Below are 15,199 nucleotides of genomic sequence, written 5' to 3' on the forward strand. Positions count from 1 at the left end.
GCAGCGACGGTGGGCCGTTGCTGTTGCTGACCCGTTGCTGTTGCTGACCCGCTGCCGTTGCCGACCCGCTGCCCGCCGCCAACCCTCGACCGAAGGACGGTTCTCGGACGTCATGACGCACTCCCTTGACAGGCGCCAGTTCCTGGGCCTCGGTGCTCTGCTGACCGCATCGGGGATCCTGATCTCCTGCAGCCCCCGCGGTGGACAGCCGAACTCGTCTGCAGGAGATGGCAGTTCGACGCCCCGTCCCGGGGGTGAGATCTTCTATCTGAACGCCCACCTCAATCCGTCGTATGCGCAGCAGCAGATCAACTCCTGGCACACGCTTCAGGTGTGGGCGCAGTTCGTCGAGTACCTGTTCTACTTCGACGCGGCAGGCAAGCTCCAGCCGCACCTGGCCACCGGTTACACCAACAACGACGACTTCACCGAATGCACCATCACGCTGCGGCCCGGCGTCACCTTCTCCAACGGAGAGAAACTCGATGCGGAGTCCGTCGCGCTGAACCTGAACCTGCAGGGGCTCGGAGACGAAGGACGCGGCCTCCTGCGGGTTGCCAACATACCGGCGAGTTACGGGCATGCCGACGCGGTGGGGGAGGACGAGGTCGTCGTGCGGTTCACGGAGCCATGCCCCAGCTTCATCCCGATCCTGGCCGGGACGTCGACGACGGGAATATTGGCCCCCGCGACGCTCAAACTGAGCCTTGAGGAACAAGGCGATCTCAAGAACACGTACGCCACCGGCCCGTTCGTCGTGGATTCGTGGGTGCCGAACAAGGAGATCGTGCTCGCCCGCCGCGACGATTACGATTGGCCGCGCCCCGATGCGCCCCATCAAGGGCCGGCGTATCTGGAGAAGATCACGGTTCAACAGCTGCAAGAGGATTCGCTGAGAGTCGGCGCACTCGACTCCGGGCAGGTGCAGGTCATCCACTACACCCAGCCCAGTGAGGAGCAGCGGCTCGCAGATTCCGGCTTCACGGTGCTCGACTCGTTCATCCCGGGCAGCGTGTGGGGCCTGCACATCCGGTTGACGGCCAAGCATCTCGACGACGTCCGTGTGCGCCAGGCGCTGACACACGCCATCGACCGACAGGAGATCGTCGACACGCTCTACAGTCCCGCCTGGAAGGTGGCGAAGAGTCCGCTCAACATCAACACCCCGGGCGCCGTCGATCTGAGCTCGAAGTTCGCCTACGACCCGGATCTGGCGAACCGCTTGTTGGACGAGGCCGGCTGGACCGATCGTGACGACGACGGTTACCGGACCAAGAACGGCGAACAGCTTGGCGTCATCGAGTACCCGTCGGTGTTCATCACCACGTCTGAGGCGGATCTCCAGCTCATTGCCCAGCAGTGGAAGCGGGTCGGGGTCAAGCTCGAACTGAAGAACGTCGACTTCACCAACTACAACACGGTGACCTCCGATCCCAGCGTCTCGTTGTATGAAATCCACTGGGCAGCACCACATCCCAGCTTCCTCTGGAGGTGGTGGCATTCGAGCCAGCAAAACCAGTTCAAGGCGCCCAGCGAGGAGCTGGATCGCATCCTGGAGTCAATCGTCGCGGCCAGGACCGACGCCGATGCATTCGCGGCGTCGGCAAGGGCTCAGCAGTACGTCATCGACAATGCCTACTTCATTCCCGTCCACGAGTTCCCGCAGAACTTCGCTGCCGCCGGAAGTCTGAAGGGAATCTCGGCTGACGGGTACGGCCGGATCCGGTTGTACGACACCTGGCTAGACGCCTGATCGCCCCGACCGAAACGGAAAGTGCAACAGATCGTGTCACCCACCGCCAAGTACGTCGCCTCGCGCATCGGTCAGGCGATCCTCGCCGTCCTCGGGGTGTACGTCGTCGTCTTCGTGATCGTCACGGTGCTGCCGGGTGACCCGGTCTCCAGTCATCTGCGCAACCCCGAGTTCAACTACTCCGAAGACGAGATCGAACAACTGCTGTCCTACTACCACCTCGACCGATCGCTCTGGGAGCAACTGGGTGTCGCGCTGGCCCGGCTGAGTCACGGTGACTTCGGCTTGTCGCTCAGTGCGAACAGGCCGGTGACTGCGGTGCTCTGGGACGGCATCCCGTCCACCCTGCAGCTGGCAGGCACGGCCTTCGTCCTCGCGACGATCCTGGCCTTCGGCATCGCGATCGCTGCCTTCTACCTGCCCCCCCGGTTCGGTGGAGGGCTGCTGCGGGCGTTCCCATCGCTGTTTCTGTCCATGCCGAACTTCTTCATCGGCCTGATCGTCATCGACGTCTTCTCCTTCCAGCTCGGCTTCTTCCGCATCAACGACTACCAAAGCCTGAACGCACTGATCTATCCCGCTCTCACCCTGGCCATTCCGGCCTCGGCACCCATCGCGCAGGTGTTCATCACCGCATTGGACGGCGCCCGTGCCGAGCAGTACGCCACCGTCGCGATCTCCAAGGGCATCACCAGGTTCAGGCTGCTGAGCCGACACCTGCTACCCAACGCCGCGCTACCCACCCTGACGATCGCCGCCATCATCGTCGGCGACCTGGTTGGCGGATCCATCATCACCGAAGCCATCTTCGGGCGGACCGGGGTCGGCAGCATCATCGAGCTGGCGGCCACCGAGCAGGACGTTCCCGTACTGCAGGCAGCGGTCACGCTCGCCGCGGTCCTGTTCTTGGCGATCAACCTGGTGGTCGACCTCGTCTACCCGCTGCTCGATCCGCGGCTGCGCCAGGTGGCGGCGACACGATGAGCATTCACGTCCGAGGAAGGGAGACGACCCAGTGGTAGCTCTTGCGGCCCTGCCGCGTCGGACACTGCGGCGTCGGACACCGCGGCTGCCCGCCGCAAAGGTGAGAATCCGCAACGTCTACACCGCGGTGGCGCTGCTGGTGCTCCTCGTGGTCCTGGCCTGGGCGCTCGTCCCCGAACTGTTCACCGGCTACGATCCGAACGCGGGCGTCCCCGCCGACAAGTTCGCACCACCCTCCGTCGACCACCTCTTCGGCACCGACCAGTTGGGGCGCGACATCTTCGCCCGCGTGGTGTTCGGTACGCGATCCGCCGTGCTCACGGCGCTCTTCGCCGTCGCGATCGGACTGCTGGTCGGTGGTCTGATCGGACTGATCGCCGGATTCTTCGGCCGCACCTCCGACGCCGTGTTGGGCCGGCTGATCGACATACTGCTGGCCATCCCCGGCTTCCTGCTGGCCGTCATCGTCGTGGTGTCCATGGGTTTCGCCACCGTCAATGCGGCCATCGCCGTGGGTATCTCGTCGATCGCCGTGTTCGGCAGGCTGATCCGGTCGGAGGTGCTTCGCGTGAAGAACCAGGCGTTCGTCGAATCGTCCTACCTCATCGGCGGCAGTAGATTCACGGTGCTGTTCGCCCATGTCCTACCCAACGCGTACCGGTCGGTGCTGGCGCTGGCCGTTCTGCAGTTCGGGCTGTCGATCATCAGCATCTCCGGTCTCGCCTTCCTCGGCTATGGAAACCCCCCACCGAGTCCGGACTGGGGACTGCTGGTCGCCGAGGGCAAGGACTTCCTGTACCGCTATCCATGGCTGGTGTACGCGCCCGGCCTCGTCATGGTTGCCTCGGTGATTTCGCTCAACCAGCTCAGCAAGTCGATCGGCAGGGGAAACTGATGTCCACGTCCACGGAAATGACCGATCAGCTTCGGCAGGAACCACTTTCGCCTCGACAGCCGCTTCTGACGGTGCGCGACCTGGCGGTCGCCTACAGCGGCTATCTCACCACGCCGACCGTGTCGGGGGTGTCCTTCGACGTCCACGCCGGCGAGACAGTCGCGATCGTCGGTGAATCCGGCTCCGGCAAGTCGACGGTCGTCAACGCGATCCTCAAGTTGCTCGATCCCCACGTCGCGGTTGCTGGCACGGCCAGATTCGGCGACCGCGACATCATTGCGACATCCGAACGGCATTTCCGCCGGATTCGCGGTCGTCAGATCGGCTTCGTGCCACAAGATCCCACCTCGTCGCTCAACCCGGTCCGTCGCATCGACCATCAAATCTTCGAGGCCTACCGCACGTCCGGCCTGCCCGAGTTCGCCGACCCGAAGAGATATCCGGAGCAAGCAAGGGAACTCCTTGAGCTGGTCGGTCTCGCCAATCCGCACCGGGCCCTGCACTCTCACCCGCATCAGCTGTCCGGGGGCCAACTCCAGCGGGTGTTGATCGGCATCGCCATCGCGCAGAAGCCTCAACTCGTCGTCGCTGACGAGCCGACCTCCGCTCTGGACGTCACGATCCAGAAGACCATTCTCGACCTGTTGGATCGGCTCAAGGAGGAGAGCGGGCTTTCGGTTCTGCTGATCACCCATGACCTGTCCCTCGCCGCCGAGCGGTCGGACAAGGTGATCGTTCTCAGTGCCGGCGAGGTCCAGGAGTACGGCCCGTCCGCCGAGGTGCTTCAGAGCCCCCGTTCGGCGTACGCGCGACAGCTCATCAGCGACGTGCCCAGCCTCAACGTCGACAAGTTCGCTGAGATTGTGCGTCATCGACCCGAACCGAACGACGGTCTCTTGGCGCTCGAGGTCATCGACGCCCACAAGACGTTCGGGCACGGCAAGGATCGGACAGAGGCACTCAAGGGGGTATCGTTCGCGATCCCGCCGGGGCGCACCCACGCCCTGGTGGGGGAGTCCGGATCAGGCAAGTCGACGTTGGCGCGGGTCATTCTCCGACTGCTCGAACCCGACCAGGGCCAGGTACTGGTCGCCGGTCAGGACATCTCGCACCTCGGTCGCAAACAGCTCCGAGATGCGCACCGGGATCTGCAGCTCGTCTATCAGAACCCGTTCAACTCACTGGATCCGACCTACTCGGTGGGCCGCCTGGTCGGCGAGCCGCTGCTGCGCTACCGACTGGGTTCGCGAAGGGACCGCCGACAACGGGTGTCCGAGGTGCTCGGCCTGGTGGGGCTCGACGATTCGTTCCTGCGCCGCCGGGTGCGCCAGCTCTCCGGTGGGCAGCGGCAGCGGGTCGCGATCGCCCGAGCGCTTAGCCTCAGCCCGAAGGTGTTGATCCTCGACGAACCAACCTCGGCGCTCGACGTCACCGTGCAGTCGCAGCTGCTGGAGGTTCTGATCGAGTTGCAGGCCAGGCTCGGCCTGAGCTACCTGTTCATCTCCCACGATCTCAGCGTGGTGCGTCAATTCGCCGATACCGTGACGGTGCTGCAGCGTGGCGAGGTCAAGGAAACCGGGGCCATCGAGGACGTCTTCGCCAACCCGCAGCACGAGTACACCCGCGCATTGGTGGACTCGATCCCCAAGGCAGCCGGTTTGGCGGGGGCGCGGCGCTAGGGCGCCGCCGTCATCACGCCGTCACCTCGGTGCGGTGTCCGGCCGGAATGCCGAGACGGCCGCGCAGGGTTCGGTCCTCGTACCCGTGACGGAACAGGCCGCGTCGCCGGAGCAACGGAATCACCTCGTCGACGAAGATCTCAAGGCCGTCGGGAAACCGGTCGGGCATCAGGTTGAAACCGTCGGCCGCTCCGGCGCGATACCACGCTTCGATCGTGTCGGCGACCTGCTCCGGGGTGCCGACGATCTTGCGGTGTCCGCCGCCGCCGGCCAGCGCATCGATCAGTTTCCTCGCGGTGAGTCGTTCTTCTGCGGCGAGCCGGACCACCGACTCGCGGAAGCCAAGCGAAGCACCGAAGTGGGTGGGGTCGGGTGGCCCGGCGAGCACGTGCTGCGGGAGTGGGGCGTCGAGGTCGATGGTGGCCGCGTCCACCCCGAGCGTCGAGGCGAGACGTTCGACGGGAAAGTCGGCAGGAGCGGCGGCGGTGGACTCCGCATGCCTGCGGTGTGCCTCCTCCTCGGTACTGCCGATGACGGTGATCAGTCCGGGCAGGATCTTGACGTGTGCCGGATCTCGGCCCGCGGCCGCCGCAACCGACCTCACGTGGTCGTAGTGATCGATGCCGGCCTGCAGGCTGAGCTCGGCGGAGAAGACGGCGTTCGCCTTCCGCCCCGCGAGTGTTCGTCCGGCAGGCGACCCACCGGCCTGGACCAGCACCGGGTACCCCTGCGCGGAGCGTGGGACCGGGAGAGTGCCATCGATGTCGAAGTACTCACCGTGGTGATCGACTGCGGGTCCACCGTCGACCGACCGCCACAATCCCAGCACGACATCGACGAATTCACCGGCCCGGCGGTATCGCGAGTCACGATCCGGCAATTCCGAGAGCCCGAAGTTGCCCGCAATCTGCTCGCTATAGGTGGTGACCACATTCCATCCGACGCGGCCACCGGACACGAAGTCCAGGGACTGGAATCGATGGGCAAGCTCCCACGGATCGTTGAACGTCGATGACGCCGTGCCGATCAGGCCGAGGTTCTCCGTCACCGCCGCCACCGCACCGAGAATGAGCGTGGGCTCAAGGCTGCGAAGCGGTTTGTACCGCGGGTCTTCTCGGATGCCCGGGCCGTCGGCGAGGAAGAACGCGTCGAGTGCACCACGCTCGGCGATGCGGCCGACGTTCTGAAAATAGGCGATGTCCACGAACGCCAGGGGGTCCAGCGCATTGTGACGCCAGGCGTCGTGGGTGATGCCGACGTCGAGCACGTTGACGTTCAGGATCACGTGACCCGTCATGACGCGCTCACACGGTCGACCTGCGCTGCCGGGTTGGGGAACACGGCTCTGCCGCGCGTCGGCGGGGTCGCGGGGTCGAGGCCGAGGCGTTCGCGCAGTGTCGTGCCGCGGCGCCTGGCCGCCGAAAGTGGTGCCGACAGCAGTTCGTCGAGTTCGTCGAGGTGCGCGGGTCGGTGCAGGGTGAAACGTGAGTCGTGTTCGGTGAGCACGACGTCGGCGACCATGGCGACCGGTCCCGCCGCGTCAAACCAGGCCAGTACCGGTGGCCATACCTGTGGACTCCACGGAACCTGAAGTGGTCCAGTGACATTGAAGGCACCACGATGATCGACGGCGAGGATGTGGTGCGACTCGGCGAAGACCCCGGAGCGGCGGTCCCCGACGATGGCGTCGATCGGGAAGCTGCGCAGGAGTTCCCGGATGGCCGTGACTGCATCCGCCGCGGCGTCGCCAGGTTCCGATGCGGTCCAGGGTGATCCGGCCGGCGCATCGGAATCGCGGGTAGCGATCAGCAGGCCCGCGCGTCCCAGGGAGGCGTGGTCGATACTCGCCAACCGTCGGGCCAGGTTGTAGGGATGATCGCGATGCGGCGCGGCCGTCACGATCAGACCGACCCGCGTGGTGAGGTGCGCGAGCGTGATCGCTGCGATCGTTGGGTCGACCCCGGCCACCCCGGCGGCGCCGGCGACCCCGGCAGCGCCGGAGGGCGTCGCCGGGTGCTCCGGTGTCACCAGATCGACGCCGAGAATGACGGCGTCCACCGACTGGTCGAGCAGGGTCGCGACGCGACGTAGCCGAGCGGGGTCGCTGGGTCGAAGGAGTTCGCCGAGCAACGGCCGGGTCAGGGCCAGCAACGCCACGGGTGCCACGACTGCAGCTGTATCGCTCACGCCATCGACGGTGCCCGATGAGCGGCGCCCGAACAATGCTGCCCAGCTACGCGGTCCATGTAGCGGGTCGCAGGTGGTTCGCAACGCGTGCGCGCACGGGATCGACTGGTGATGAGTCGCCGCCACTCGCCGCTGGACATTCAGTAGCGCCGCCTCGCCACCCGGTCGCCCCGGCTCCACGCCGGAAATGTGACGTGGATCTCAAAGTGAGACGTAATTGCGCCGAACCAGCCTGTTTCATCAGTTCCGCATCGTCCCCAAGCCCGGCGGATGCATGGCCCATCTATCAGGAGGCTCGCGTTGAGCAGACAAAGCCTGACCAAGGCACACGCAAAGATCAGTGAACTGACGTGGGAGCCGACTTTCGCGACTCCGGCAACGCGGTTCGGTACCGACTACACGTTCGAGAAGGCACCCAAGAAGGATCCGCTCAAGCAGATCATGCGGTCCTACTTCCCGATGGAAGAGGAGAAGGACAACCGCGTCTACGGCGCCATGGACGGCGCCATCCGCGGAAACATGTTCCGCCAGGTGCAACAGCGCTGGCTGGAGTGGCAGAAGCTGTTCCTGTCGATCATCCCCTTCCCGGAGATCTCGGCGGCCAGGGCAATGCCGATGGCGATCGACGCGGTGCCCAATCCCGAGATCCACAACGGTCTGGCCGTACAGATGATCGACGAGGTCCGGCACTCGACGATCCAGATGAACCTCAAGAAGCTGTACATGAACAACTACATCGACCCGGCCGGGTTCGACATGACCGAGAAGGCGTTCGCGAACAACTACGCGGGCACCATCGGCCGCCAGTTCGGCGAGGGATTCATCACCGGCGACGCGATCACCGCCGCGAACATCTACCTGACCGTGGTCGCCGAAACCGCCTTCACCAACACCCTCTTCGTGGCGATGCCCGACGAGGCCGCCGCAAACGGCGACTACCTGCTGCCGACGGTGTTCCACTCGGTGCAGTCCGACGAGTCGCGGCACATCTCCAACGGCTACTCGATCCTGTTGATGGCACTCGCCGACGAGCGCAACCGCCCGCTGCTGGAACGCGATCTGCGCTACGCCTGGTGGAACAACCACTGCGTGGTCGACGCCGCCATCGGCACGTTCATCGAGTACGGCACCAAGGATCGCCGCAAGGACCGCGAGAGCTACGCCGAGATGTGGCGGCGGTGGATCTACGACGACTACTACCGCAGTTACCTTCTGCCGCTGGAGAAGTACGGCCTGACCATCCCGCACGATCTGGTCGAAGAGGCGTGGAAGCGCATCACCGAGAAGGGCTACGTACACGAGGTGGCCCGGTTCTTCGCCACCGGCTGGCCGGTCAACTACTGGCGCATCGACACCATGACCGACACCGACTTCGAATGGTTCGAGCACAAGTACCCGGGCTGGTACTCGAAGTACGGCAAGTGGTGGGAGAACTACAACCGTCTGGCGTACCCGGGCCGCAACAAGCCCATCGCCTTCGAGGAGGTCGGCTACCAGTACCCGCACCGCTGCTGGACGTGCATGGTGCCCGCGCTGATCCGCGAGGACATGGTGGTGGAGAAGGTGGACGGTCAGTGGCGCACGTACTGCTCTGAGACCTGCTACTGGACCGACGCGGTCGCCTTCCGTGACGAATACGAGGGCAGGCCCACCCCCAACATGGGCAAGCTCACCGGATTCCGCGAATGGGAGACGCTGCATCACGGCAAGGACCTCGCCGACATCGTCAGCGATCTCGGCTATGTCCGCGATGACGGCGAGACGCTGGTCGGCCAGCCGCACCTCAATCTGGATCCTTCCAAGATGTGGAAGCTGAGCGACGTGCGGGGCAACACGTTCAACAGCCCGAACGTGCTGCTCAACCAGATGGATGACGACGAGCGCAACGCCCACGTCGCGGCGTACCGCGCCGGCGCCACCCCCCACTAGCCCGTCGGAGTTGCGATTTCGGCGTGTTCGTGACCTCTCGCCGGTCGCGAACACGCCGAAATCACCAAACTTAGGAGGCCCCCGCCATGGCGGACACGCACAAGATCAGCTTCGAGCCAGTCGACATCGAGATGGACGTCAGCGAGGACGAGAGCATCCTCGACGCCGCGTTCCGTCAGGGCATCCACCTGATGCACGGATGTCGAGAGGGTCGGTGCTCGGCGTGCAAGTCCTACGTGCTCGACGGCGACATCCAGATGGCCGACTACTCGACCTTCGCGTGCAACGACTCGGAGGTCGACGAGGGGTTCGTCCTGCTGTGCAAGTCGCGTGCCTACAGCGACTGCACCATCGAACTGCTCAACTTCGACGAGGACGAACTGCTCGGCGGCATTCCGATCCAGGACGTTCGCGCCAGGGTGACCGGCATCGAACCGATGACGAGGGACATCGTGTCACTGCGCCTGACGCCGATCGAGCCCGCGGTGTTCGAGTTCAAGCCAGGGCAGTATGCCGACCTGCACATCCCCGGCAGCGACGAGCACCGGTCCTTCTCGATGGCGACCACCCAGTCGAAGACCGACGAGGTCGAGTTCTTGATCAAGAAGTATCCCGGCGGCAAGTTCTCGTCACTGCTCGACGGAGGGCAGGAGCGCAGCGACTCGGGAGATCGCACGGGTCAGCTCGGCGTCGGCGACGAACTGTCGCTGACGGGGCCCTACGGTTCGTTCACCCTCAAGGAGGGCCACGTCCTTCCCGTCGTCTGCATCGGTGGGGGTGCCGGAATGGCGCCGATCCTGTCGCTGCTTCGGCACATGAACGAAACGGAGAACACCAGACCGGTCCGCTTCTACTACGGTGCGCGTACTGCGGCGGATCTGTTCTACCTAGACGAAATCCTGCAATTGGGAACCGGTTTGACCGATTTCCGGTTCATCGCCTGTCTGTCGGAGTCGCTCGAGGGGGACCTTCCCGACTTCGTCACGGTCGAGGAGGGCATGGTCACCGACGTGGTGGCCCGCCACGAGGCCGCCGTTGGCAAGACCGAGGTCTACCTCTGCGGACCCCCGCCGATGGTCGACGCCGCACTGGTGTTCCTCGAGGCCAGCTCGGTGCCCAAGGATCAGGTGTTCTACGACAGCTTCACCAGCCCGCTCTTCAGTTAGCCCGCACACCCGCAGCCCGCACACCCGCAATTCCCCAATCCGGTTCCAGCCCAACTCGATTGCTCTTCCCACCCAGCCCCGTCCGCCCGAGAGGAATCACCGATGTCAGCCCCCGAAAAGCCAAAGGAACGCAGTTTCCCAAAGATCGAGTTCACCGACTCAGAAGCCGGTGCGCTCGAGTTCCCCAGCTCCAAGAGCCGCAGCTACTCCTACTTCAAGCCGGCCAAGATGCGCGCGACGATGTACGAGGACGTAACGGTCGACGTGCAGCCCGACCCCGAGCGACACCTGTCGCAGGGCTGGCTCTACGGCTTCGGTGATGGACCAGGTGGCTACCCGCACGAGTGGACGAGCGCGAAATCGTCGAACTGGCATGCCTTCCTCGACCCCAATGAGGAATGGAACCAGACCATCTACCGCAATAATTCGGCGGTCGTGCGGCAGGTCGAGCTGTGCCTGAAGAATGCCAAGCGGGCCCGTGTGTACGACGGCTGGAACTCGGCGTGGTTGACGTTCCTGCAACGCAACCTCGGAGCGTGGATGCACGCCGAGAACGGTTTGGCGCTGCACGTGTTCGCGTCGATCCAGCGATCCGGCCCCACCAACATGATCAACACCGCGGTCGCCGTCAACGCCGCGCACAAGATGCGCTTCGCCCAGGATCTTGCGCTCTTCAACCTCGACATGTCCGAGGCGACGGAGGCCTTCGACGGCAGCGTGCACCGCGCCGTGTGGCAGGAGGACCCGGAATGGCAGCCCACCCGCGAGGTCGTCGAACAACTGACGGCAGTGGGGGATTGGTGCCAATTGTTGTTCGCCACCAACATCGTGTTCGAGCAGCTCGTTGGCTCTCTGTTTCGCAGCGAGCTGGTCATGCAGATCGCCGCCCGCAACGGTGACTACATCACCCCGACCATCGTCGGCACCGGCGAGAACGACTACGACCGGGACCTCAACTACACCCGCAACCTGTTCCGGTTGCTGACCCGTGATCCCGAGTACGGTGCCGCGAACAAGGCCTTGTTCGGTGAGTGGCTGTCGATCTGGGTACCGCGCTGCCTGGCCGCAGCCCGCGCCCTGCAACCGATCTGGTCCACGCCTGCCGACAGGGCCGTCACGTTCGCTACCAGCCTGGACGCCGCGGAGTCGAAGTTCTCGGCCCTGCTCACCGACATCGATCTCGACATCCCCGAGGAGCTCGACAAATGACCATGCAATTCGGATCGGCCACCGCGTTCTCCAACATGTGTGGCGTCACCCTGATGAACACCCCCATCGGACGCGTCGTAGCCGACGTGATGGGGGCGAAGGAGGGCGTCGAGCTCACCGAGTACCCGTCGATGATCCGTGTCGACGGCGTGCGGTTGCTCGACTTCGACTACGACGAACTCACCGAGGCGCTCGGCCAGGAGTTCGACGGCTCGATCTTCGAGGAGATCAGCTCCACGCACTACGGCCGCATGGTGCACCTCGACGACAAGACGATTCTGTTCGCCAGCCCCGAGGACGCGGCCGAGTACATCGGGTTCGACCTCACGGCGCGGTCGTGAAGGCGCTCGTCTTCGGTGGCCCAGGTTCGATGGCGTGGACGGACGTGCCCGATCCGCAGGTGGTCGACCCCACCGACGTCGTCGTCCGGGTGGACACCACAACGATCTGTGGGACCGACCTGCACATCCTGAAGGGGGATGTGCCCGCGGTGACACCGGGGCGGGTGCTCGGGCACGAGGCGATCGGTACGATCACCGAAATCGGTCCGGCGGTAACGTCGCTGGCCGTCGGTGATCGTGTGCTGGTGCCCGCCATCACCTCCTGCGGCAAATGCGCACCGTGCAAGGCCGCGATGCCGTCGCACTGTGCGTCAGTCGGTGGCATCGGATGGATCTTCGGGCACCTGATCGACGGCACGCAGGCCGAATACGTGCGGGTGCCGTACGCCGAGACCAGCGTGCACGTGCTTCCGTCGACGGTGCCCGACGAGCAGGCCATCTTCCTGGCCGACATCCTTCCGACCGGATTCGAGATCGGCGTCCAGAGCGCTCGGGTCAAGCCAGGGGACACGGTGGTGGTCGTCGGCGCAGGCCCGGTGGGTCTGTCCTCGATCCGAACCGCCGGTCTTCACGGTGCCGCCATGGTGATCGCCGTGGACATCTCGGAGTCGAGACTCAAGCGGTCAACGGGATTCGGCGCCGACGAGACGATCAACAGTGAGCGACAAGACGTGCTTGAGCGGGTCATGGAACTCACCGACGGTCTGGGTGCGCACGTGGCGATAGAAGCCGTCGGCATCCCGGCGACCTTCGATCTGTGCACCAGGGTGGTCCGCCCTGGTGGGCACGTCGCGAACGTCGGTGTCCACGGCAAGTCGGTCGAACTCCACCTCGAGGATCTGTGGATCAAGAACCTCACCGTGACGACCGGACTGGTCAACGGCACCACCATCGCCACCCTTCTTGATCTGGTCGCCCACGGGAAGATCGACGCCGCAGAGTTCGGGACCCATTCGTTTGGTCTCGACCAGATGTTGGACGCGTACGACGTGTTCGCGCACGCCGATACCCATGACGCCCTCAAGGTCGTCATCTCACGGTGACGGAATCACGCCAATCGATGGGACCTGCCGAATCACAACGGATCTGGACCGAATGGAGAGCTTGATGCATCAGACCGCCTACGCGGTGGCCGTGGAGCGCGCGGTTGCCGAGTTGCTGCAACGGAACCCCATGGAAGTCGCCCAGATTCAGGCGCTCGCGCTGCGCGACCTACCGGCAGGGGACCGACGGACTGCGCTGATGCGGCTGCGGTTCACGATGGGCCTGAGCATGTGCCCGAACAGTCGAGTGCTCGTCGACGACGCGGGCAACTCCATGCCCGTCTCCGCGGTGCTCGGTTCCGTTCTCGTCTCCTAACCCGCTTCACCCACCAGCCCACTGACAAGGAAGTCATCACGATGGCAAAGGAATTGCGGTTCAACTCCGACGCAAGAGCACGTCTGGAACAAGGCGTGAACGCGCTCGCGGATGCGGTCAAGGTGACGTTGGGCCCGAAGGGGCGCAACGCCGTTCTGGAGAAGCTGACCGGTCCGCCGACGATCACCAACGACGGCGTCACGATCGCCAGGGAGATTCAGCTCCGGGATCCGTTCGCGAACATGGGCGCCCAGCTCGTCAAGGAAGTCGCGATGAAGACCAACGGCGTGGTCGGTGACGGCACCACGACGGCGACCGTGCTCGCCCAGGCGATGGTCCGTGAGGGCCTGCGGGCCGTCGACGCAGGCGCCAACCCCATGCGGGTGCGTCGCGGTATCGAGCGCACCGTGCCTGTCGTCGTGGAATCCCTTCGCGCGCACAGTGTTCAGGTCAGCGGCACCAGCGACCTCCGCCGCATCGCCGCCCTCGCGGCGAGTGACGACGAGGCGATCGGCGACGTCATCGCGCAGGCGGTCGAGCACGTCGGCAAGTCCGGCGTCGTCACCACCGAGGAGAGCGACACCCTCGGCATGGGGGTCGACGTGGTCGACGGCATCGAATTCGACCATGGCTACATCTCCGGCTACATGGTCACCGACCACGAACGCATGGAGGCGGTGCTCGACAATCCGCTGATCCTGTTGACCAACAAGAAGATCAGCCAGGTCCAGGAGATCATGCCGACCATCGAGGTCGCCAAGCGTGCGGACCGCCCGCTGCTGGTGATCGCCGAGGACGTGGACGGTCCCGCGCTTCAACTGCTGGTCGGCGGCAACATGCACAAGACCATGCAGTCCGTGGTGGTGCGGGCCCCCGGTTTCGGTCATCGGCGGGTGGCCGAGCTCGAGGACCTCGCGGTGGCTCTTGGCGGCCACGTCATCGCGAAGGACACCGGGATCGAGTTGTCGGAGATCACCCTGGCGCACCTCGGGTCGTGTGATCGCCTCACCGCGACGGAGAACGACACCACCATCGTCGGCAATCACGGGGAGCAGCACCGCGTCGACGCACGGGTCGCCCAGCTCGAGGCGCAGCGGGAGAGGGCGAAGCTCGACGCCGACCAGGACAGCCTCGATCTGCGCATCGCCCGGCTCACCGGTCGCGTGGCGGTGATCCGTGTGGGCGGGGCCACCAGCGTGGAGCTCAAGGAACGCATGCTTCGCGTCGAGGACGCGCTCGCGGCGACGCGGGCGGCACTGGAGGCGGGCATCGTCTCCGGTGGTGGCACGGCGCTTGCCCAGGCACACCGCGCGCTCGACACCTTGGAACTCGTCGGCGACGAGGCGATCGGCCGCGACGTGGTGCGGCGTGCGCTCGCCGAGCCGCTGCGATGGATCGCGATCAATGCCGGGTTCGAGGGCGACGACGTGGTCGACGTCGTGGCCGACCTGCCGCTCGGCCACGGCTTCAACGCGCTGAGCGGTGAGTACGGTGACATGTTCGACGAAGGCATCATCGACCCGTTCAAGGTGACGCGGGCGGCGTTGGAGAGCGCGGCGTCGATCGCGGCTCTGCTGATCACCACCGAGACCGCGGTCGTGGAGGAGGTGTTCGGCCAGCCCGGCGCGATCATGGCGCCCGGATTCGGAGATCTCGCCGAGGGAATGGTCCGCCCATCCAACATCTACTGACACCTG

At 65.1% G+C, this 15,199-nt stretch carries 13 protein-coding genes; 11 read left to right on the forward strand and 2 right to left on the reverse strand.

The features are described 5' to 3' along the window. Nucleotides 1-112: 112 nt before the first annotated feature. The 4 genes from ABW137_RS18050 to ABW137_RS18065 are packed head-to-tail and all read left to right on the forward strand — an operon-like array spanning nt 113 to nt 5,311. Nucleotides 113-1,753, forward strand: a complete 1,641-nt coding sequence (locus ABW137_RS18050) for an ABC transporter substrate-binding protein (RefSeq protein WP_526402422.1) — start codon at nt 113-115, stop codon at nt 1,751-1,753. Nucleotides 1,754-1,786: 33 nt separating this feature from the next. Further along, nucleotides 1,787-2,737, forward strand: coding sequence for an ABC transporter permease (locus ABW137_RS18055; protein WP_526402424.1), 951 nt, complete (start codon nt 1,787-1,789; stop codon nt 2,735-2,737). Nucleotides 2,738-2,768: 31 nt separating this feature from the next. Then, the gene (locus ABW137_RS18060; protein ID WP_526402426.1) at nt 2,769-3,632 is read left to right on the forward strand and encodes an ABC transporter permease; all 864 of its coding nucleotides are present in this window, start codon (nt 2,769-2,771) and stop codon (nt 3,630-3,632) included. Further along, the gene (locus ABW137_RS18065; protein WP_526402428.1) at nt 3,632-5,311 is read left to right on the forward strand and encodes a dipeptide ABC transporter ATP-binding protein; all 1,680 of its coding nucleotides are present in this window, start codon (nt 3,632-3,634) and stop codon (nt 5,309-5,311) included. Before ABW137_RS18060 ends, ABW137_RS18065 begins: the two co-directional genes overlap by 1 nt. Before the next feature lie 13 nt (nt 5,312-5,324). Here ABW137_RS18065 and ABW137_RS18070 read toward each other — a convergent pair whose 3' ends face one another. Then, nucleotides 5,325-6,608 (reverse strand): LLM class flavin-dependent oxidoreductase, encoded by a 1,284-nt coding sequence (locus tag ABW137_RS18070; protein ID WP_526402430.1) that lies wholly within the window; start codon nt 6,606-6,608, stop codon nt 5,325-5,327. Then, complete coding sequence (locus ABW137_RS18075) at nt 6,605-7,498, reverse strand: LLM class flavin-dependent oxidoreductase (RefSeq protein ID WP_526402432.1); 894 nt, start codon at nt 7,496-7,498, stop codon at nt 6,605-6,607. The genes ABW137_RS18070 and ABW137_RS18075 overlap by 4 nt, the downstream gene beginning before the upstream one ends. Before the next feature lie 300 nt (nt 7,499-7,798). Here ABW137_RS18075 and ABW137_RS18080 point away from each other — a divergent pair, with 300 nt between their 5' ends. From ABW137_RS18080 to groL, 7 genes are all read left to right on the forward strand, one after another. Further along, nucleotides 7,799-9,427: an aromatic/alkene/methane monooxygenase hydroxylase/oxygenase subunit alpha gene (locus tag ABW137_RS18080; protein ID WP_526402434.1), complete on the forward strand. Its 1,629-nt coding sequence runs from the start codon at nt 7,799-7,801 to the stop codon at nt 9,425-9,427. Between the two features lie 86 nt (nt 9,428-9,513). After that, complete coding sequence (locus ABW137_RS18085) at nt 9,514-10,593, forward strand: 2Fe-2S iron-sulfur cluster-binding protein (RefSeq protein WP_526402435.1); 1,080 nt, start codon at nt 9,514-9,516, stop codon at nt 10,591-10,593. A 102-nt stretch (nt 10,594-10,695) separates the two neighbouring features. Beyond that, nucleotides 10,696-11,802: a ferritin family protein gene (locus ABW137_RS18090; RefSeq protein ID WP_526402437.1), complete on the forward strand. Its 1,107-nt coding sequence runs from the start codon at nt 10,696-10,698 to the stop codon at nt 11,800-11,802. Beyond that, a complete protein-coding gene (mimD, locus tag ABW137_RS18095) occupies nt 11,799-12,143 on the forward strand; it encodes a propane 2-monooxygenase effector subunit MimD (protein WP_526402439.1) in 345 nt (114 codons plus the stop codon). Before ABW137_RS18090 ends, mimD begins: the two co-directional genes overlap by 4 nt. Then, a complete protein-coding gene (locus ABW137_RS18100; protein WP_526402440.1) occupies nt 12,140-13,186 on the forward strand; it encodes an alcohol dehydrogenase catalytic domain-containing protein in 1,047 nt (348 codons plus the stop codon). The genes mimD and ABW137_RS18100 overlap by 4 nt, the downstream gene beginning before the upstream one ends. A gap of 64 nt (nt 13,187-13,250) precedes the next feature. Continuing rightward, nucleotides 13,251-13,502 carry a hypothetical protein gene (locus tag ABW137_RS18105; protein ID WP_526402442.1) on the forward strand — a complete coding sequence of 84 codons (252 nt, stop codon included), beginning with the start codon at nt 13,251-13,253 and terminating at the stop codon, nt 13,500-13,502. A gap of 41 nt (nt 13,503-13,543) precedes the next feature. Then, nucleotides 13,544-15,193, forward strand: a complete 1,650-nt coding sequence (gene groL / locus ABW137_RS18110; protein ID WP_526402444.1) for a chaperonin GroEL — start codon at nt 13,544-13,546, stop codon at nt 15,191-15,193. The last annotated feature ends 6 nt before the right edge of the window (nt 15,194-15,199 follow it).

It is taken from the genome of Mycobacterium sp. (genome assembly GCF_040509115.1).
GTDB lineage: Bacteria > Actinomycetota > Actinomycetes > Mycobacteriales > Mycobacteriaceae > Mycobacterium.

Coding starts and splice junctions, on each gene's coding strand:
- ABW137_RS18050 (WP_526402422.1), top strand. CDS start 113: ATGACGCACTCCCTTGACAGGCGCCAGTTCCTGGGCCTCGGTGCTCTG.
- ABW137_RS18065 (WP_526402428.1), top strand. CDS start 3,632: ATGTCCACGTCCACGGAAATGACCGATCAGCTTCGGCAGGAACCACTT.
- ABW137_RS18070 (WP_526402430.1), bottom strand. CDS start 6,608: ATGACGGGTCACGTGATCCTGAACGTCAACGTGCTCGACGTCGGCATC.
- ABW137_RS18085 (WP_526402435.1), top strand. CDS start 9,514: ATGGCGGACACGCACAAGATCAGCTTCGAGCCAGTCGACATCGAGATG.
- ABW137_RS18090 (WP_526402437.1), top strand. CDS start 10,696: ATGTCAGCCCCCGAAAAGCCAAAGGAACGCAGTTTCCCAAAGATCGAG.
- mimD (WP_526402439.1), top strand. CDS start 11,799: ATGACCATGCAATTCGGATCGGCCACCGCGTTCTCCAACATGTGTGGC.
- ABW137_RS18105 (WP_526402442.1), top strand. CDS start 13,251: ATGCATCAGACCGCCTACGCGGTGGCCGTGGAGCGCGCGGTTGCCGAG.
- groL (WP_526402444.1), top strand. CDS start 13,544: ATGGCAAAGGAATTGCGGTTCAACTCCGACGCAAGAGCACGTCTGGAA.